This is a genomic window from Enterocloster aldenensis, from assembly GCF_003434055.1.
Classification (GTDB): Bacteria; Bacillota; Clostridia; order Lachnospirales; family Lachnospiraceae; genus Enterocloster; species Enterocloster aldenensis.
Genome location: NZ_QVEX01000019.1, coordinates 20,237 through 37,352 on the forward strand (window position 1 = coordinate 20,237; position 17,116 = coordinate 37,352).

Annotated in this window: 18 protein-coding genes; 14 read left to right on the plus strand and 4 right to left on the minus strand. The window is 47.0% G+C overall.

All coding sequences use genetic code 11. The features are described from left to right. Positions 1–24 precede the first annotated feature (24 nt). The 7 genes from DWX59_RS24380 (at position 25) to DWX59_RS24410 (ending at position 5,118) form a co-directional block, all read left to right on the plus strand. Positions 25–942, plus strand: coding sequence for a hypothetical protein (locus tag DWX59_RS24380; RefSeq protein WP_227116745.1), 918 nt, complete (start codon positions 25–27; stop codon positions 940–942). A gap of 1 nt (position 943) precedes the next feature. Next, positions 944–1,468 carry a hypothetical protein gene (locus tag DWX59_RS24385; RefSeq protein ID WP_117562437.1) on the plus strand — a complete coding sequence of 175 codons (525 nt, stop codon included), beginning with the start codon at positions 944–946 and terminating at the stop codon, positions 1,466–1,468. Between the two features lie 53 nt (positions 1,469–1,521). Next, on the plus strand, positions 1,522–1,863 hold the full coding sequence (locus tag DWX59_RS24390) for a hypothetical protein (protein WP_117562589.1): 342 nt from the start codon (positions 1,522–1,524) through the stop codon (positions 1,861–1,863). Then, on the plus strand, positions 1,853–3,298 hold the full coding sequence (locus DWX59_RS24395; protein WP_117562439.1) for a DUF6382 domain-containing protein: 1,446 nt from the start codon (positions 1,853–1,855) through the stop codon (positions 3,296–3,298). Before DWX59_RS24390 ends, DWX59_RS24395 begins: the two co-directional genes overlap by 11 nt. 177 nt (positions 3,299–3,475) lie before the next feature. Next, positions 3,476–4,096 carry a rhomboid family intramembrane serine protease gene (locus DWX59_RS24400; RefSeq protein WP_117562441.1) on the plus strand — a complete coding sequence of 207 codons (621 nt, stop codon included), beginning with the start codon at positions 3,476–3,478 and terminating at the stop codon, positions 4,094–4,096. 43 nt (positions 4,097–4,139) lie between these two features. Continuing rightward, complete coding sequence (locus DWX59_RS24405) at positions 4,140–4,556, plus strand: HIT family protein (RefSeq protein WP_117562443.1); 417 nt, start codon at positions 4,140–4,142, stop codon at positions 4,554–4,556. Positions 4,557–4,569: 13 nt separating this feature from the next. Further along, positions 4,570–5,118, plus strand: a complete 549-nt coding sequence (locus DWX59_RS24410) for an RNA polymerase sigma factor (protein WP_117562445.1) — start codon at positions 4,570–4,572, stop codon at positions 5,116–5,118. Here the strand turns inward: DWX59_RS24410 and DWX59_RS24415 are convergent. Further along, positions 5,115–6,185, minus strand: a complete 1,071-nt coding sequence (locus tag DWX59_RS24415) for an undecaprenyldiphospho-muramoylpentapeptide beta-N-acetylglucosaminyltransferase (protein ID WP_117562447.1) — start codon at positions 6,183–6,185, stop codon at positions 5,115–5,117. The genes DWX59_RS24410 and DWX59_RS24415 overlap by 4 nt on opposite strands. A gap of 138 nt (positions 6,186–6,323) precedes the next feature. On the opposite strand from DWX59_RS24415, the gene DWX59_RS24420 reads away from it, so the two are divergent. Further along, entirely contained in the window at positions 6,324–7,157 is an 834-nt protein-coding gene (locus tag DWX59_RS24420) for a hypothetical protein (protein ID WP_353626784.1), read from the plus strand. A 16-nt stretch (positions 7,158–7,173) separates the two neighbouring features. Continuing rightward, positions 7,174–7,692 carry a DUF6147 family protein gene (locus tag DWX59_RS24425; RefSeq protein ID WP_117562449.1) on the plus strand — a complete coding sequence of 173 codons (519 nt, stop codon included), beginning with the start codon at positions 7,174–7,176 and terminating at the stop codon, positions 7,690–7,692. Between the two features lie 69 nt (positions 7,693–7,761). Here the strand turns inward: DWX59_RS24425 and DWX59_RS24430 are convergent, their stop codons facing one another. Then, the gene (locus DWX59_RS24430) at positions 7,762–8,004 is read right to left on the minus strand and encodes a TIGR03905 family TSCPD domain-containing protein (RefSeq protein ID WP_117562451.1); all 243 of its coding nucleotides are present in this window, start codon (positions 8,002–8,004) and stop codon (positions 7,762–7,764) included. Positions 8,005–8,158: 154 nt separating this feature from the next. Here DWX59_RS24430 and DWX59_RS24435 point away from each other — a divergent pair, with 154 nt between their 5' ends. The 3 genes from DWX59_RS24435 to DWX59_RS24455 all read left to right on the plus strand — a co-directional run bounded on the left by DWX59_RS24435 (position 8,159) and on the right by DWX59_RS24455 (position 12,442). Continuing rightward, the gene (locus DWX59_RS24435) at positions 8,159–8,851 is read left to right on the plus strand and encodes a 5'-methylthioadenosine/adenosylhomocysteine nucleosidase (protein WP_117562454.1); all 693 of its coding nucleotides are present in this window, start codon (positions 8,159–8,161) and stop codon (positions 8,849–8,851) included. Positions 8,852–10,147: 1,296 nt separating this feature from the next. Then, a complete protein-coding gene (locus DWX59_RS24450) occupies positions 10,148–10,897 on the plus strand; it encodes a hypothetical protein (RefSeq protein WP_117562461.1) in 750 nt (249 codons plus the stop codon). Positions 10,898–11,092: 195 nt separating this feature from the next. Further along, positions 11,093–12,442, plus strand: a complete 1,350-nt coding sequence (locus DWX59_RS24455; RefSeq protein ID WP_040380463.1) for a glucose-6-phosphate isomerase — start codon at positions 11,093–11,095, stop codon at positions 12,440–12,442. Positions 12,443–12,580: 138 nt separating this feature from the next. Here the strand turns inward: DWX59_RS24455 and DWX59_RS24460 are convergent, their stop codons facing one another. Both DWX59_RS24460 and DWX59_RS24465 read right to left on the minus strand, forming a co-directional pair. After that, complete coding sequence (locus DWX59_RS24460; protein WP_117562464.1) at positions 12,581–12,847, minus strand: hypothetical protein; 267 nt, start codon at positions 12,845–12,847, stop codon at positions 12,581–12,583. A gap of 112 nt (positions 12,848–12,959) precedes the next feature. Beyond that, the gene (locus DWX59_RS24465; RefSeq protein ID WP_117562466.1) at positions 12,960–13,994 is read right to left on the minus strand and encodes a LacI family DNA-binding transcriptional regulator; all 1,035 of its coding nucleotides are present in this window, start codon (positions 13,992–13,994) and stop codon (positions 12,960–12,962) included. A 321-nt stretch (positions 13,995–14,315) separates the two neighbouring features. Here DWX59_RS24465 and DWX59_RS24470 point away from each other — a divergent pair, with 321 nt between their 5' ends. Together DWX59_RS24470 and DWX59_RS24475 are read left to right on the plus strand one after the other, a co-directional pair. Further along, the gene (locus tag DWX59_RS24470; protein WP_117562469.1) at positions 14,316–15,767 is read left to right on the plus strand and encodes a glycoside hydrolase family 32 protein; all 1,452 of its coding nucleotides are present in this window, start codon (positions 14,316–14,318) and stop codon (positions 15,765–15,767) included. Between the two features lie 21 nt (positions 15,768–15,788). After that, positions 15,789–17,108, plus strand: a complete 1,320-nt coding sequence (locus DWX59_RS24475; protein ID WP_117562471.1) for an ABC transporter substrate-binding protein — start codon at positions 15,789–15,791, stop codon at positions 17,106–17,108. Positions 17,109–17,116: the final 8 nt, after the last annotated feature.

Sequence of the window (17,116 nt, forward strand, 5' to 3'; positions counted from 1 at the left end):
AAAAAGGATATGCGGATACATAAAATGAAAAAGAAATCAAATATAAATGACGCACCTCTCCAGGTACAAAGTAGCTGCTTTTATCCATCTGTCATATCGGCATACCATGATAAAAGGGCATTGCCATGCACCTCCTGTTCTGAAAACGCAAGCCTGTCTGTTGAGGCGGCCATGTGCCTGTCCTTGTTTCTCTTCCTGTGTGTATGCCTGATGATGCCCATGAAGATGATGGACAGGCAGAGACAGATTCAGGCCGTGGTGGAGTCTGTGGGGGAAGAGCTGAGCCAGTACGCTTATGTGGAATACTGCCTGCGTTCAGAAACCAAGGCGTCCGTGGACATAAAACGGGCAGACGGCGGGGAGGCAGGTTCACTTCTGGCTGCCGGATATGCAGTGGCGCGGATATTGGGACAGGTGGATAACCGCTGGATTGAATCTGTTTCTTTTGACGGTACGGACATTGGCACGGATGATATGGTATTGATTGTCATGAAGTATAGGATGAAGCTTCCATTTTCCATATTGGGGCTTAGCAGTGTGCCGGTACAGCATGTCTGCAGCCGGAGGATGTGGAATGGGGCGGACGGAGGGAGGTTTGGGCAGGGGGAAACATCAGACAGTACAAAAGAAGAACTTGTTTATATAGGAAAGAACCCCACACGCTATCACAGGCAGAGAACCTGCCATTATCTGTACAATGACTTAAAAGCAGTGTCTGCCGGTGAAGTGGAATCCATGCGCAACCAGTCCGGAGGAAAGTATGTGCCGTGCAAAACCTGCGGAACAGGAAATGGAAACGGGACTGGGACCGTGTATATTATGCCGTACGGGGGCAGTTACCACACGGTAAAGACCTGTCCCTCCATTATTGCATATGTACAGGCAGTGGCTTTATCACAAGTGGAGTATCTGGGAGAATGTTCTTATTGTGGAGGTAAATGATATGGATAATATTAGCGTCTGGATGAATGTAAATGAAGTTTTGCTCAAAGGGGGATTCCTGATATTCCTGGCAGCTGCCGGTTATCAGGATTTAAAGGACAGGAGGATACATATATGCCTGTTCCTGGCATTCGGCACTGCGGGGGCGGCGCTGAAAGGAATTCATATGGTGCTGGAACTGAGGTCATATATTGCCGGATATGGAATGGAGGAGGCATGGATACAGGCAGGGAAGCACTTTAAGGATACGGGCATGGCAGTGATGGTTGGAGGCGCCCTACTGGCATTGTCCGCTGCTACCGGGGAAGCGGTGGGCAGAGGGGATGGATGGTTTTTTGTGGTGTCGGGCATCTATCTGGACTTTGCCAGGAATCTGCTGTTGCTGTGCGGCGGCCTGATACTCTGCTTTTTGGCCTGTGCCGTACTTTTCATGAGGGGCATGGGAAACGGCAGGGATGTAAGGCATATGCGTCTTCCGTTTTTGCCGTTCCTTGTGCCGGCCGGGATGGGAGTGATGTTTTTGTGAAGGGAGAAAAGTGGTATGTCAAAGGCAGCTTTACGGTTGAGGCGGCCTGTATCATGGCGGCAGTCCTGCTGTCCATATCCATGATGATCCATCAGGCTGCACGTATCCGAGACGAGACGGTTGGCGCCATGGGCCTTCATGAAGCAGTGGAAAAAGGCAGGCATGAAAAAGGCGCAGAACTTCATGTGGTGGCGTCAATGGTTCAGGATAATATGGGCCGTCCCATGACATTGTCCGGTTATCAGATACAGTTAAAAAGCAGATGGAACCGCATATCGGGAAAGGCACAGGGCACGGGATGGAGTCATGAGATTGAAGGAAAACGGTTCAGGCCGGAAGCATTCCTGCGGAAAATCACATTAATTGAGGGTCTGGGAGAAGAGGATGGAGATTAGTTACAGGCGGGAAATTAAGCACAATTATCTGGTCATTACACCGGATTCCGGTACCACTCCCGGATATGAAGCCCGTATGCTTGCCGGCAATGAGATTCAGGGGCTTCTGCGCATGCACATCCGGTATCAGGATGGGAGTTCCCTTTACTATTATGATATTACATCCAGGCAGCCTTTAAGCCGCCTGCTGGATGCGCGTTTTATAAGCAGGGATGAAATCTGCCAGATCCTGATACAGATTCATGTTGCCTTGATGCGGATGGAAGAGTATCTGCTGGGGGATGGAGGCATCCTGCTGGACCCCGGTCTGATTTACATGGATCCGGAGCTGTTCCAGATAGGACTGTGCCTGGTTCCGGGACAGACCGGGGTATTTCCGGAACAGTTGAGCCGTTTTTTGCAGTATATACTAAAGTGTGTGAATCACAAGGACAGGGAATGCGTGGTCCTGGCATATGGGGTATATCAGGAAAGCCTGAAGGAAAATTACGGCCTGGATGACATTTTAAAGTTTATTGTTTCAGATAATGATAAAAGGGAGCTGGCAAAGGAGAAGGAACAGCATGTTTCAGGTTCTGGGTATAAGGACAGATATGAATATCAGGCAGATGGGGAATTGGTACCTGACAAGGAATATGAAAATAGACGGAATGAGGAGAAAGAAGGTGGGATGCCGGACAGGGATATCCATAAAGGCGGCGCTCGGAAAAATAGTATGAAAAAGGAACTTGTTTCTATGGCAAAACTGGCCGGGGTGTGGATAGGGGCCGTTGTTCTGGTTCCCATGGCAATCTGGTTATTTGGCGGAACGGGAAGACTGGCTTCCATGAAGGCCACGCTGGTCTGGCTGGACTCAGGCCTTTTCCTGTTCCTGGCTGCTGCTAATATCCTGCGGATCCTCTTATACAAAATAAATGGAAAACATGAGGCGGCCACGGATGGGGGACTTGAGTCAGGACAGGAACCGGAGCAGGATTCCTGGAGGATCCTATATGATGATAAAGAGGAAACATGGCCCTTGGAGACAGATAAAAACGCAATGGAACCTGCGCCCAGGAATGTCCAGGAGGCAAAAAGCAGCCCGGAACCATTGGAAGATGAGGTGTTCCGGACCGCACTTTTATGCGGAGAACCCTCAGGTGAGGGAGTCCGCCGTCTGAGGGCGCTGGATGAAGGGGGGGAGGACATCATTCTTCCATATTATCCGTTTGTCATAGGTAAAAACAAGAATCTGGCTGATTACACGCTGCAAAAGGATACAGTCAGCCGTTTTCACCTGAGGATTGATAATGAGGGAAAAAATTATACGGTGACAGACCTTAATTCCACCAATGGAACGCGGGTGAATGGCAAGGCGCTTGATGCAAATGAAACCTCTTTAATAAAGGCAGGCGATGAAATATATATTGCAGATGTAGGGTATGTATTTGAATAACAGCAGACAGCCGCAAGCGGTTGACATAAAAGTGAGCCTTTTGCTTAAAAAATGTGATATATTACAAAAAATACATGGGAGGGGGATGATAAAATTAATTATATTGTTACTTACCCACTTAACAAGAACTTGAAAGTATGCTAAGATAAGATATCATTGATGATGTGAGGAAGACCGATGCAAGCTTATAAGATAAAGGATAAGGCATATGTCAATATAGCGTTAATTGCTGTGAATGTGCTTATTTTTCTTTATTTTGAGTTAATCGGTGACACGGAAGATACAATGTTCATGATAATGCACGGAGCCGTCTATGAACCGCTTGTTGTCTTGCGTGGTGAGTATTACCGGTTGTTTACTTCCATGTTCCTGCATTTTGGGGCCAGTCACTTAGTGAATAACATGCTGGTCCTCTTTGTGTTGGGCGAGAGAATGGAACAGGTCCTGGGACATGTAAAATATCTTATATTTTATATTGTCAGCGGTATTGTTGCGAATATCATATCCATAATGGTTCATATGGGGTCGGCATATGCAGCAGTATCAGCAGGGGCTTCAGGAGCCATTTTCGGTGTGGTAGGCGGCCTGGTCTATGTGGTTGCTGTTAATCATGGCCAGTTGGACGGTCTTACCAACCGGCAGCTGGGGTTCATGATCATCCTGAGTCTGTACCATGGTTTTACCGCGTCAGGAGTAGACAATTGGGCCCACATAGGAGGCCTGTTTTCCGGCTTCATCTTAAGTATCTTTCGGTACCGGAGGAAACATACTGCCAGGATTTCCGATACAGGAAGGTAGAAACTACAGCTGTGTAAACCGCAGCAGAAGGAGGACTTTCAATATGACAGATGACAATTGTATTTTTTGTAAAATAGCAAACGGGGTAATTCCGTCAACAACCCTGTACGAGGATGAGCAGTTCCGGGTAATCCTGGATTTAGGTCCGGCTTCCAGAGGACATGCACTCATTCTGCCGAAACTGCATTTTGCAGATGTATGTGACCTGGATGAGGAGATTGCGGCAAAGGTACTTCTGCTGGGTGCTAAGATTGGCGCTGCAATGAAGAAGTCCCTTGGATGTTCCGGTTTTAACCTGGTTCAGAATAACGGTGAATCGGCAGGACAGACTGTGTTTCATTTCCATATGCACATAATTCCCAGATATGAGAATGGTCCATCGATAGTAAGCTGGATTCCCGGTACGGCATCACCGGAGGAACTGGCTCAGATTGCAGAAAAAATTAAGACCAGCTTGTAAAGATGAATTGACTATGGAAAAGAAAATGGATGCTGATAAGAGAAAGAAGTTTGAGGAAATGTACCTGGATTTCCAGCTGATACTGAGAAAGATGGCTTATGTCAACGACATTCCATATGATTATATCGATGATGTGGTTCAGGATACATTTGTCTCGTATGCCCACTATGATTATTCACTTGACCTGCCGTTGGACAATACCAAGATGCTGTTAATAACCATTCTCAAAAGCCGCTGTATGGATTATCACCGTAAGATGAAGCACAGAAGCTATGGGGAGCTGGATGAAGAAGCATATAACAGCGAGAGTTATCCATCTCATGACAGGTCTGGCAGTCTTCCGGATTTTGTGGTAAGTAAAGAAAAGTGTCAGGCCCTTCTTAAGGAGATTGAGAAACTACCTGAGAACTGGAGGCAGGTGGCTGTCTTAAGATTAATAGAGGGGCGGCCAACCAGGGAAGTGTGCGAGATCCTGAACATTACAGAAAAGGCCTGCTATTCCCGGGTCAGCCGTATCAGAAAATATCTGGAGATATTGTTAAATGATGATAACTGGCCTTAAGATGATTTTTCACATGATTCAATGAGGGACATGACAGTCTCCACCGCATTGTTAAGACTGCTCTGTTCCATGGCCTGTATATAGGATGCCCTGTTTTGGTACAGGTCGTCGATTGCTTGAAACAGGCTTTCATTTGTTATGGACTCCTCTTCCAGAACCTTGCTGAATCCCTGTTTCGCAAAGGAATTTGCATTGAGGATCTGGTCGCCGCGGCTGGCAGAAGCGGACAGGGGAATCAGAAGATTTGGTTTGCGCAGGGCCAACAGCTCACAGATGGAATTGGCTCCGGCTCTGGAGATGACGATATCGGCTGCTGCGAACAGATGCTTTAATGGGGCGTCTACATATTCATACTGTACATATCCGGCTGTACCAATCAGGCTTTCGTCCAGATTGCCCTTGCCGCAGATATGTATTACCTGGTATTTGGCAAGAAGACGTGGAAGTATACTGCGTACGGCCTGGTTCACTGTGACAGAGCCAAGACTTCCGCCAATAATCAGAAGGACAGGCTTATCTGCACTGAGGTGGGAATAAGACAGGCCTGACAGGCGGTCACCCTGAAGCAGTTCTTTCCGGATGGGGGAGCCTGTAAGGACTGCCTTGTCTTCCGGGAGATATTTCAGTGTCTCAGGAAAGTTACAGCAGACCTTGGAAGCAGAAGGAATGCAGATTTTATTAGCCAGTCCGGGAGTCATATCGGATTCGTGGATGATGGTGGGGATTTTATAATGCCTGGCAGCCAGTACCACGGGGACTGCAACGAACCCGCCTTTGGAAAACACTACATCTGGCTTATAACGTCTGATGAGACGCAGCGCTTCTCCATAACCCTTGATGACGCGGAACGGGTCAGAAAAGTTCTTGATGTCAAAATACCTGCGCAGCTTACCAGAGGATATGCCGTCATAGGGAATACCTGCATTTTCAATAAGCTTGCGTTCCATGCCCTGATAGGAGCCGATATAGCGGATATCATAGCCAGCTTCCCTGAGGGAAGGAATCAAAGCCAGGTTGGGAGTGACGTGTCCGGCAGTACCGCCGCCGGTAAGAATGATTTTTTTCATGAAAACCTCCTGAAGGTTATATTATGATGGGGAAAATCCCGAATCATAAACGTCTACTATTATAGTAAGCATTAAACGCAAAAAGTCAACCCTAAAGGCAAAGGTAACTTTAGGAGATTTTGTAAACAGAGGTGTCACGTGGGAGATTATAACAAAGATTCAGAACAGGACAAGGACAAAACAATAGACTTCCTGCTTCGGGAAATGTGTGATTGTTCAAGGGAAGACCTTTTAGACGAATTTGAGGCAGCCAGCAATACAGATATTCCCCTGCCCATTCCTGAACCAGCCGCAGATGAGTTTGAGAAAATCTGGTCCAGGATACAGGAAGAAAGGGCTGAGTCAGCGGATACAACTGAACAGGCCGGATCCGAAGAACCAGGAGAAGACAAGGTTATCCGAGTCAGGTTCGGATGGAAGCGGCTGGCCGCAATTGGGTTGATTGCATGTTTGATAGCTGGTAGTGGTAGTATCGTGGCGGTGGGAAGGAAGTCTTATTTTTTCCGGGAGCGGAAGGATGAGATTGGAAGCAATGGCGTTGTATTCAATAATGATATGAATAAGGTGGCGGTTAATGGGGAGGAAGAAGCGTATGCTTTAATAATGGATAAATTAGAGATAAAACCTTTGCGACTCGGGTTTGTGCCAAGTGAGATGAGTTTTGAAGAGATGCAAATGGAAGATGGCGTGGCTTATATGAGTTTCCGATATAAGGATGATTTCCTTTATTTTATACAATCAAAATATAACACAGAAGTGTCACATAATTATAAATCTGACTTGAAATCTGAAGAAGAAAATGTTACATATAATAAGTGGCTAAAGGAAGATTTAACAATAAGAAAGGAGTTTCATAAAGACAATAAGGTAACGATAGAAACATCAATTATTATTGAAGGGGCATTCTATAGATTAGTTGGGACTGTTGAGTATGAACTTTTCCAACAAATGGCAGAAGAGCTGACATTTTAAATACGGAGGATGAAAAATGAAGAGATTAATTATAACTTCGGTAAGTGCCATTATGATAAGTATTCTTGCTACGATTAATGTGTTTGCTATACCGTTTATTCCTGATAGCCATACATCTGTAAATGTAGACTCCAAATTACTGCCTCCTGGAGTAAAACAAAGTAAGGTAACTGAAAGTGCCCAAGCGCGTGGTGAATTTTTTATTAGTGCTGATTTAACAATTAAGAATAATGGAGATGGCACAATAGGTGCCCTTGCTGTGGCATTAACAAGATTTCCGGTAGATGAAGCGTATATTACTATATATTTAGATCGCTGGGATGCAGAGGCGGAGAGATGGCGTCAAGTAAGCTATCATGAAGAAGAATTTTATGCTGAAGAAGGTACAGAGGGTTTGGTTATGCCTACAGTTGATATTTCGTTTATAGACCAACCTAGAGGTTTTTATTACCGTCTAAGAGGTTCATTTTCTGTAACATACAAGGGCGAATTCGAAGGCTTCAGCCCAGTCACCGATGGCATCTTATTAGACTAATTTAACTAAATAAACCAAATCAAAAGGCAGGTCCCCCGACCTGCCTTAACTTTACTCCCATGTACAACCCTACTGTTCCTTATATTGCTTCAAAGCCCTGGCTAACTGATCCGGACAGGATGTGGGCCTGGGGCCGCAGTGGATGCCGTCCAGCCTTGTGATGGCCTCGTCTATGTCCATTCCTTCTATCAGTCTGGACAGGCCCTGGGTGTTGCCGGAACACCCGCCTACGAATTGGACATTGGTAAGCTTGTTATCTTTTACTTCAAAGGATATCTCCCGTGAACAGACTCCTTGTGTTTTATACCTCATGTATATAGCCTCCTGCTTAAATCATTCATGTATATCAGATTATGCCTTATGAATATGGGAATGTCAAGTGCGAATAAGCTTTATACTTGAAAAACCGTACACTTCGGATATAATAAAGGATAGGTGCCCTACAGGGGACAAGAAGGAGGTTTTTATGTTAGGAATTATTGGAGCCATGGATGAAGAAGTGTCCAGGCTTAAGGAACAGCTGACAGACGTGCAGGTGGAAACCAGGGCGGCTATGGATTTTTATAAGGGCAGACTGGACGGGAAGGATGTAGTGGTGGTGCGTTCCGGCATTGGTAAGGTCAATGCCGCCATGTGTACACAGATACTGGCAGATATATATAAGGTTGAGGGAATTGTGAATACAGGCATAGCAGGTTCCCTTAAGGCAGAGATAGATATCGGGGATATTGTTTTGTCTGATGATGCGCTGCAGCATGATGTGGATGCCTCTGGTTTTGGATACGCAGTGGGACAGATTCCACGTGTGGATACACTTGCCTTTGAGGCAGATGGGAAGCTGGTTCAGCTGGCTAAGGAGTGCTGTGCCAGGGTGAACCCGGATATACACACATTCGTGGGCCGTGTTGTGACAGGGGACCAGTTTATTTCGGATAAGGGTAAGAAGCAATGGCTTGTGGAGACGTTTGCCGGATATTGTACTGAGATGGAAGGGGCAGCCATTGCACAGGCATGTTACCTGAATTCCATTCCGTTTTTGATTGTAAGGGCTATCTCGGATAAGGCGGATGACAGCGCTACGGTAGATTATCCTGCGTTTGAGGCAAAGGCAATCACACATTCGGTAAACCTGCTGATGGAGATGATACGCTCTTATTAAGCAGTTATAGGGTACTTTTTAGCATCGGGAACCTCTGGTTTTTTCCAGGAGGTTCTTTGTGCTGTATGGGCTGCTTTCCGAAATCATTTCCAAAGCCATTCCCAAAGTAATTTGTAATGCCGCATATGGAACGATACTCAAAGCCAATGCTAAAACCAAAGCCAATGCTAAAACCATCCATAGGAACAAACATAAAGTTCATTGTATAACAATCCATGGAAGCAGACATAAACGAAGCAAACATAAACCTAATTGTAAAGTCATTGATTGGAACAGGGAGAGGGCAGTCCGGAGCGTTCCATAATAATAGGAAAAGGCAGTATGGAGCGTTCCATAATATTAGGAAAAGGCAGTCCGGAGCGTTTCATTATATTATAGAAGGAAACCGTTTAAAGCCATAAATGGACAAGGCGTAAAAGCATAATCTAAAAACGCCCGGTTTGCCCATGTCTGCGTTCTTGGGCCTGCTTGAACATATATTCCTGGCATCTGTCCTAATAAATGCATCATAGGGACTCCTTAGGGCAAAGCACGCCTTATTTTGCGGCAGATTTGATTACTGATTCGGTCAACGTAGCCCGCGACGCCTCCCTCATCGGGACCAAATCACCTGCAAAGGGGGATGCACGCCTGACGGAAAACAATCTTCAAACCGGAAAGCAATCTTCAAACAGGCCCTTGGTAGAAGCCATAACAGGAACAATGGTCACTGCGGTTATCTGCTTCCGCCCGCGCCCGCGGTACGGATAGGAATGGACTGCGCTTATCCTGCTGCTTGCAGCTGCATGCTGCCCCGAGATTTCAGTAATTGCAGAAGGGACAGATGGTACGGATGGGACAGACGGGACAGATAGGACAGACGGGACAGACGGGTCCGGCAGGCATCTGAACCTTACATCTGGCATCCCGATTGCCGGGTTAAGCAGCCATATCATATATCCCGGACAGGGACTAGAATTTAAACTATATGTTCCCGCAGGCATGATTATTTACTGGATTGGGGGAAGGGGGCTGTGGGGAAAGGAGGGGACAGGGCCTTAATATACAGGCTTCTTAAGGGATGACTTACCTTTCAGAATCGTTTTTTAGGAGAATTTGGCGAACGATTCTAGGCTTTCTCAACTTCCCAAATCAAAATCCGTTGCTATAATAGACTTTACCGGGAAACGCCTGACTGCAGGGGCATTTCCCAAACGACGGACAATGGAGCCTGCCGCAATGCGGCCGCCCATCAGATACCGTCAACCATAGTATAGTAACTGGAAGGAATCCGGGAAGAAGAAAGGGGCTTTTACAATGATGAGCTTTTTACAAACAGGAAGGGCACTGTATGTGCTGGCAGCAATCTGCCTGGCAGGGGTATTCAGCCGGCTGATGGCGGGAAGCTTCTACAAACGATTAATTAAAGAGAGTACCAATATGGCATTGACCAAGAACAAGTGTCTGCGTAATTTGAAACAGAATGCAGAGGATACATATAGAATTAATCAGGGTATGAGCAACACACGTGTTTATCTGGAACGCCAGATGTACAGCCTCCGTACCGCAGGAATGACTGCAAGAGGACTGGACAACCTGTCAGGGCAGCTGACACTTCTCTGCTTCCTGGCAGGAGGCGGGGCAGCATTCCTCTCTTATTGGTATAGAAGTGATAATTATTATATTGTTCTTTACGGCTCCATCGGTATCCTGGCAGGCATGTTTACCATGCTGGTGGATTACGGGGTGAATCTGGAGGCCAAGCGCCAGCAGCTTCTCACCTGTTTACAGGATTATATGGAAAATGTGATGTGGCCGAGAATGAACCGCGAGGGCAGTGCGGACCATGTGCCTGCCGTTACAGCAGAGGAGGAGCGCAGGGAACCGGCGCCTGTACGCTCCATAGGAAGGGAACGCCGTTCAAATAATAACAACAGACGGGGGCTGGAGCAGACTGCTGCCAGCAGGGAGAGACAGGAGGACAAGTCCAAGGACAACTGGCTTCAGGACCTGAATCCGGACCAGAAGCGCATGCTTGGGGAATTGTTAAAGGAGTTTATTTCATAAATCTGAAAATCAGCTACATAGGATTAATTAGTGCAGCATTATTTTCGTGTAATTAGTTGATGGAATTAGAAAGAAATAGAATTATAAGGCAGGATATGGTATAATTTAAACGATAAGCGGCTTTACCGCAATAGATAGAGGCATGGATTGGCATGGATGTCCATCCATGGACATAAGAAAAGGAGAGCGCGAATTATGGTAAAGGAAGTAACATTTGATTATTCCAAGACAGCAGGAGTCATTTCTGCTGAGGAGATGGCCAACTTTAAGACTACGGTAATGAGTGCAAAGGAAACCTTGCTCAGTAAGACGGGAGCGGGCAGCGATTTTCTGGGATGGATTGACTTGCCTGTGGATTATGACAAGGATGAGTTTGCAAGGATTAAGAAGGCGGCAGCTAAGATTCAGAGTGATTCAGATGTCCTTTTGGTAGTGGGAATCGGCGGTTCCTATCTGGGAGCCAGGGCGGCCATTGAATTTCTGTCACACAGCTTTTATAATGTGTTACCTAAGAGCGTTCGTAAGACACCTGAGATTTATTTTGTGGGCAACAGCATCAGCAGCAAGTATATCCATGATTTAAAGCAGGTATTGGAAGGAAAGGATTTCTCCATCAATATCATTTCCAAGTCAGGCACTACCACTGAGCCCGCAATCGCATTCCGTGTATTCAAGGAGATGCTGATTGAAAAATATGGCAAAGAAGAGGCTAACAAGCGTATCTACGCAACCACAGACAAGGCTAAAGGCGCCCTTAAGAATCTGGCGGATGAAGAAGGATATGAGGAATTCGTTGTACCGGATGACGTAGGCGGGCGATTCAGCGTATTGACAGCTGTAGGCCTTCTGCCAATCGCGGTCAGTGGAGCGGATATTGATAAATTGATGGAAGGCGCTGCTTCAGGAAGGAAGAAGGCGCTGGAGACCCCATATGAGTCCAACCCTGCCCTGCTTTATGCGGCAGTGCGCAACATCCTGCTCCGCAAAGGCAAATCAGTTGAGATTGTGGCCAACTATGAGCCAAGCCTTCACTACGTGTCCGAGTGGTGGAAGCAGCTCTATGGTGAGAGCGAGGGCAAGGATCAGAGAGGCATTTTCCCGGCAGCAGTGGATCTGACCACAGATCTGCACTCCATGGGACAGTTCATCCAGGACGGAGCACGTATCATGTTTGAGACAGTGATCAATGTGGAGGAATCTCCGGAAGAGATTCTCCTGAATAAAGAAGACGTGGATACCGACGGAATGAACTACCTGGCTGGGAAGAGCGTGGATTTTGTTAATAAGAGTGCCATGAACGGCACGATTTTGGCTCACACAGACGGCAATGTACCCAACCTGATGGTTAAGGTACCGGAGCAGAATGCGTTCTATCTGGGGGAACTGTTCTACTTCTTTGAATTTGCCTGCGGTGTAAGCGGTTATATTCTGGGTATTAATCCGTTTAATCAGCCGGGTGTGGAGAGCTATAAGAAAAATATGTTCGCACTTTTAGGCAAGCCTGGATATGAGGAGCAGAGGGAAGAACTGCTTAAAAGGCTGTAATGGACTGTTTGGCACGGTAAATCCATAAAGGATAAAAGGCCGTCCTGCTGATGATGTAAGTCAGCAGGACGGCTTTTCAATTGCAGATTGTAATCCGGTGCTGTTATTTGCGCAATGAAGCCCCGGGCCCCGTCTTATCTATTCCTCTATAACCTGTATCTCAAGAAAATCAAAGTCAATGGACTCGATAAAATTGTCCTGTGTAAAACGGGCCTTATCGTGATACTTAAAATCCTTTACAGTGGAATCCAGCCACATGGGCTTTTCCAGATTGAACTCGTAGCAGATGGAGTCCAGGGAGTCAAAAACCATCTGGGTCCTGGATAGGGAGTAGTCTGATATGCATATCACGGTATCCCTTAACAGATGGTTGTCCTTCATTAATTTTCCCCACATTCTGAACATAAGGCTTCTCCTTTCTTATATTTACCTGCCATATGAAGCAATGCTCCTGTGAGCGGTTTTGCGTCTGAGGTTTAGTATATCATTTAATCCCGGGTTTTAAAAGGATTTATTATTATATGTCAGTGGACTCCCTTATGATCAGCTCCGTGGAGTACTGGGAAAAGACACAGGGGGTCTTGGGCGCCCTGATCCTGGTCAGCAGGCAGTTGGCGGCTGCTATGCCAAGCTGTTCCTTGGGCGTGTGTATGGTTGTCAGCGGGGGATTGCATTTGGCCGACTGGTTGATGTCATCAAAGCCCACGAAGGCAACCTCCTCAGGAATACGGTGTCCAAGGAACTGCATGGCGTGCATGACCTGTATGGCGGTCCAGTCATTGCCGCATATATAGACGTCGGGAAGCCCTTCCATGGACTTAAGCTTATTGACAAGATAGGGAAAATCCATGTACTGGTTATTGGTTTCATAGAGCAGGGAGTGGTCCTGGTCAAGGGGAAGCCCCAGCTCATTAAGGGCTTCGCAGAGGGCGTCAAAACGCTCCTGAAATCCGCGTCCCACGTTATAGGAGTATATGTCTCCGGCAAAGGAAAAACGGCGTTTGCCCTGACTGGCCAAAAGCTTGACAATCCGCCTTACATTGGACTTGTTTTCCATGGTTATGATGTCCAGCCTGCCAATGAGGTTCTCATATTCTTTTGGCATGTCCACGGTTACACATGGGATGCCGGTTTCGATTAATGTCTCACAGGCTTCCCGGCTGCATATCTCAACCATGATGATGCCCTGGATGGAGGTATCATAAACAATGGGAGGGAACTGTCTTTTCTCCAGCTCATCATCCGTGATGATGCCAAGGGTAAGCGTGTAACCGCAGGGAGTCAGCACGGATTCTATGCCTTTCATGACATTGACCCAGAATTCGGAGTAGTCAGCAGACGCCTTTGTCAGGAAAAGGATGGTTCCCTGGGAGGATGAGGATGCAGGGACAGAGGTTTCATTTAATATATTCCTGTAATTCATTTCACGGGCCTTTTCAAAGATTAACCGCTTGGTTTCCTCTGATACCCCGCCTTTTCCGTTAAGGGCTTTTGAGACCGTATTTCTTGATATGTTTAATTCATGGGCAATGTCCTGTATGGTACAGTTCATATGACAACCTCCTGAAGTTATTTATAAACATATTATAAGGTGCATTTGGGGAAAATGCAAACAGTTTTTGTGTTCAAATGTAACATTATAAAAAAGAGGATGCACAAGAAGAGAAGTGTGCATGAATGGGTGCATATGCACACGACAAGCCTGTTGGTACAAACATAAATATTGTATTAAATTCATAATAGAGCACAGGATTCACTGTATATGTATACGAAATTCATAGAGTGACGCCCTAAATACATTGACAATTATGTGTGCATTAACTAAAATGAAAGTGCAAATGAGAGAAAAATGTAAAGACAAAGGATGGGGCAAATGGATAAATTATTTTTCAAACCAGACCATGCATGGGTAGGTGACTTAATACCATACTATGAAAATGGCACATACTATGCATACTATTTGCACGACCCCAGGATTACCCCGGGAGAATTTGCAGAGCAGACAACCTGGCATCTGGCCACCACAGAGGACTGCAGGAAATTCCGGTACCAGGGCGAGGCCATTGCAAGAGGAGGGGATGACCGGCCAAATAAGAACATTTACACTGGTTCCGTGATTAAGAAGGGTGAAAATGAATACTATGCGTTCTACACTGCTTACAATGCAGATATCCGGATTCATGGCAAGAGCGTGCAGTCCGTGATGCGGGCGTCCAGCACGGACCTGATTCATTGGGAAACGGATGAGGATTTCCTGTTCGTGGCAGATGATTGTATGTATGAATCATTTGACTGGCGCGATCCCTTCGTATTTAAAAATGAGGAAGAGGGCAATTACTGGATGCTGCTGGCTGCCAGGAAAAAGGGAGGCGGCGCCCATAGGGGCGGCTGTACGGCCCTGTGCAAATCAAGGGATCTGGTCAACTGGACCTGTGAAGAACCGTTTTATGCCCCTGAAATGTATGTGACAATGGAATGTCCGGAAGTCTTCCGGATGGGCAGCTGGTGGTACCTTGTATTCTCCACATTTTCAGACCGTTTTACCACCCATTACAGAATGGCCAAAACACTGGACGGGCCGTGGGAGATCCCAAAAGACGATGTGTTTGACACCAGGGCGGATTATGCAATTAAGACTGCCTCTGACGGACAGAGGAGATTTGCATTCGGATGGATTGCAAGTAAGGCCGGAAACAGTGATTACGGTCCCTGGGAGTGGGGCGGGACCATGGTTGCACATGAGATTGTCCAGGAGGAGGACGGGATATTACGGGTGAAACCCACGGAGGCAATGAAAAACTTCTATGACCAGGTTTGGCCTGTCAAAGATTTATGTTATTATCATTGTACCGCCAAAGAGGAAGCAGGGGAAACCACCATACAATCTGAAACCCTGGGCGCGGTGCTGTTTCCGGTTCCGGAGCAGGGGTTTGAACTGGAGCTTACCATGATTCCAGGAAAATCCGCTGAGGCCGGCGTTGCGCTGCATACGGATACAGGAATGGAAAACGGTTATTTCCTCAGGATGGACCTGTCAGGGCACACGGCTGCATGGGACATGTGGCCCAGGTCGGTTCAGGGCGCCTATCAGTGGCAGATTAAGGGCGATGTACCGTGCCAGGTTGAGACTTCGAGGAAGCTGCCCGCATCAGATACATACCATATAAGGATTTTCCGGGAGGATGACCTGTGCGTGCTGTACATCAATGACTGCATGGCCATGTCCACCAGGATGTATGACCACAAAGGCGGTTATGGGGGTATCTATACGGTGGGGGGAACGGCGTCTGTCAGCGGATATCAGATAAAAGTAAAATCAATATAATACCGGGAAGGAGAAGAGAATATGAAAAAAAGGATATTAGCAGTTGTATTAACAGCAGCAGCCATGCTGACCATGGGGGCCTGCGGCCAGGGGGCGTCCGCAGGCAATCCGTCCAATGCTTCTGAAAATGGGAAAGGAAGCGCGGACAGCGACGTGACGGTGGTTAAATGGTTTGCCTCAAGGCCTGTGGACGGGGAAATAGACCTGACCATGAGGGAGATTGCCGAGCAGTACAGCAAGGAAAAAGGGGGGAAATGGAGGATAGAGGTTGAGACAACGGCAGACAGGCCCTCCTACCTCCAGAAGCTTAAGACCCTGATTGCAGGCGGGCAGATGCCGGACATCATTGATATTGACGCAGACCCTTACTGCCAGGAACTTGTGGATGCAGGATATCTTGTGGATGTGAAGGAATTCCTGCAGGATGAAGGGCTTTACGACAGGTTCTATCCAACCGCCCTGCGCTATCAGGAATTTACGGATGGCTCCATGTACACCCTGCCATTGGAATATCATGTGGAGATGATCTGGTACAATAAAGACATATTTAAGGAAAATGGAGTTGAGGTGCCTAAGACCATGGATGAATGGCTGGGTGTCTGCAGGACCCTTAAGGACAATGGCATCACGCCGATTTCCGTTGACGGGATTGACCGGTGGCCGGTACAGCGCTACATTGCAATGATGCCGTTTCGGATGACAGGGAACGAATACATCATCAGCCTGAGGGATGGAAAGGCCTCCATGGGGGATGAGACCGGCAGGCAGGCCGTGGAATTCTTACAGGAAATCGGACAGTATTTCAATGAAGGCTTCGGCGCAACGGATTATGCCACGGCCCAGTCCATGTTCCTGGACGGAAAGTCCGCCATGTATTATATAGGGGATTGGGAGCAGGCAGCCATGCTTGAGGCCTACAATGCGGGCAAGGTTGACTACTTCTACCTCCCCACGGCAGAAGGCGCAAAAACAGGAGCCAATGAGTTCTGTGTCAATTCGGGAATCGGCATGGCATTCAATACACAGACATTTGATGCTAAGACCAAGGACTTCATAAAGTATGTGATTGAGAATTATGGCAAGATTTACGCCGGACGCATGCAGATGTCGCCCATCAAGACAGAACTGCCCGAAGATATCCAGTTTACGGACCTGTATTTACGGATCCGGGAGGACATGGAGAAGACAGGGGAAAACTTCCTGAAGCCATGGGATACGTACCTGGATGTGGATACAAATACCGTGATGCAGGATAATATGCTTTTGCTGGCAGCCGGTGATATGACGGTGGATGATTTCATAAAAATCGTAGATGATGCCATTGCTTCTAATGTTAAATAGGAGACTTG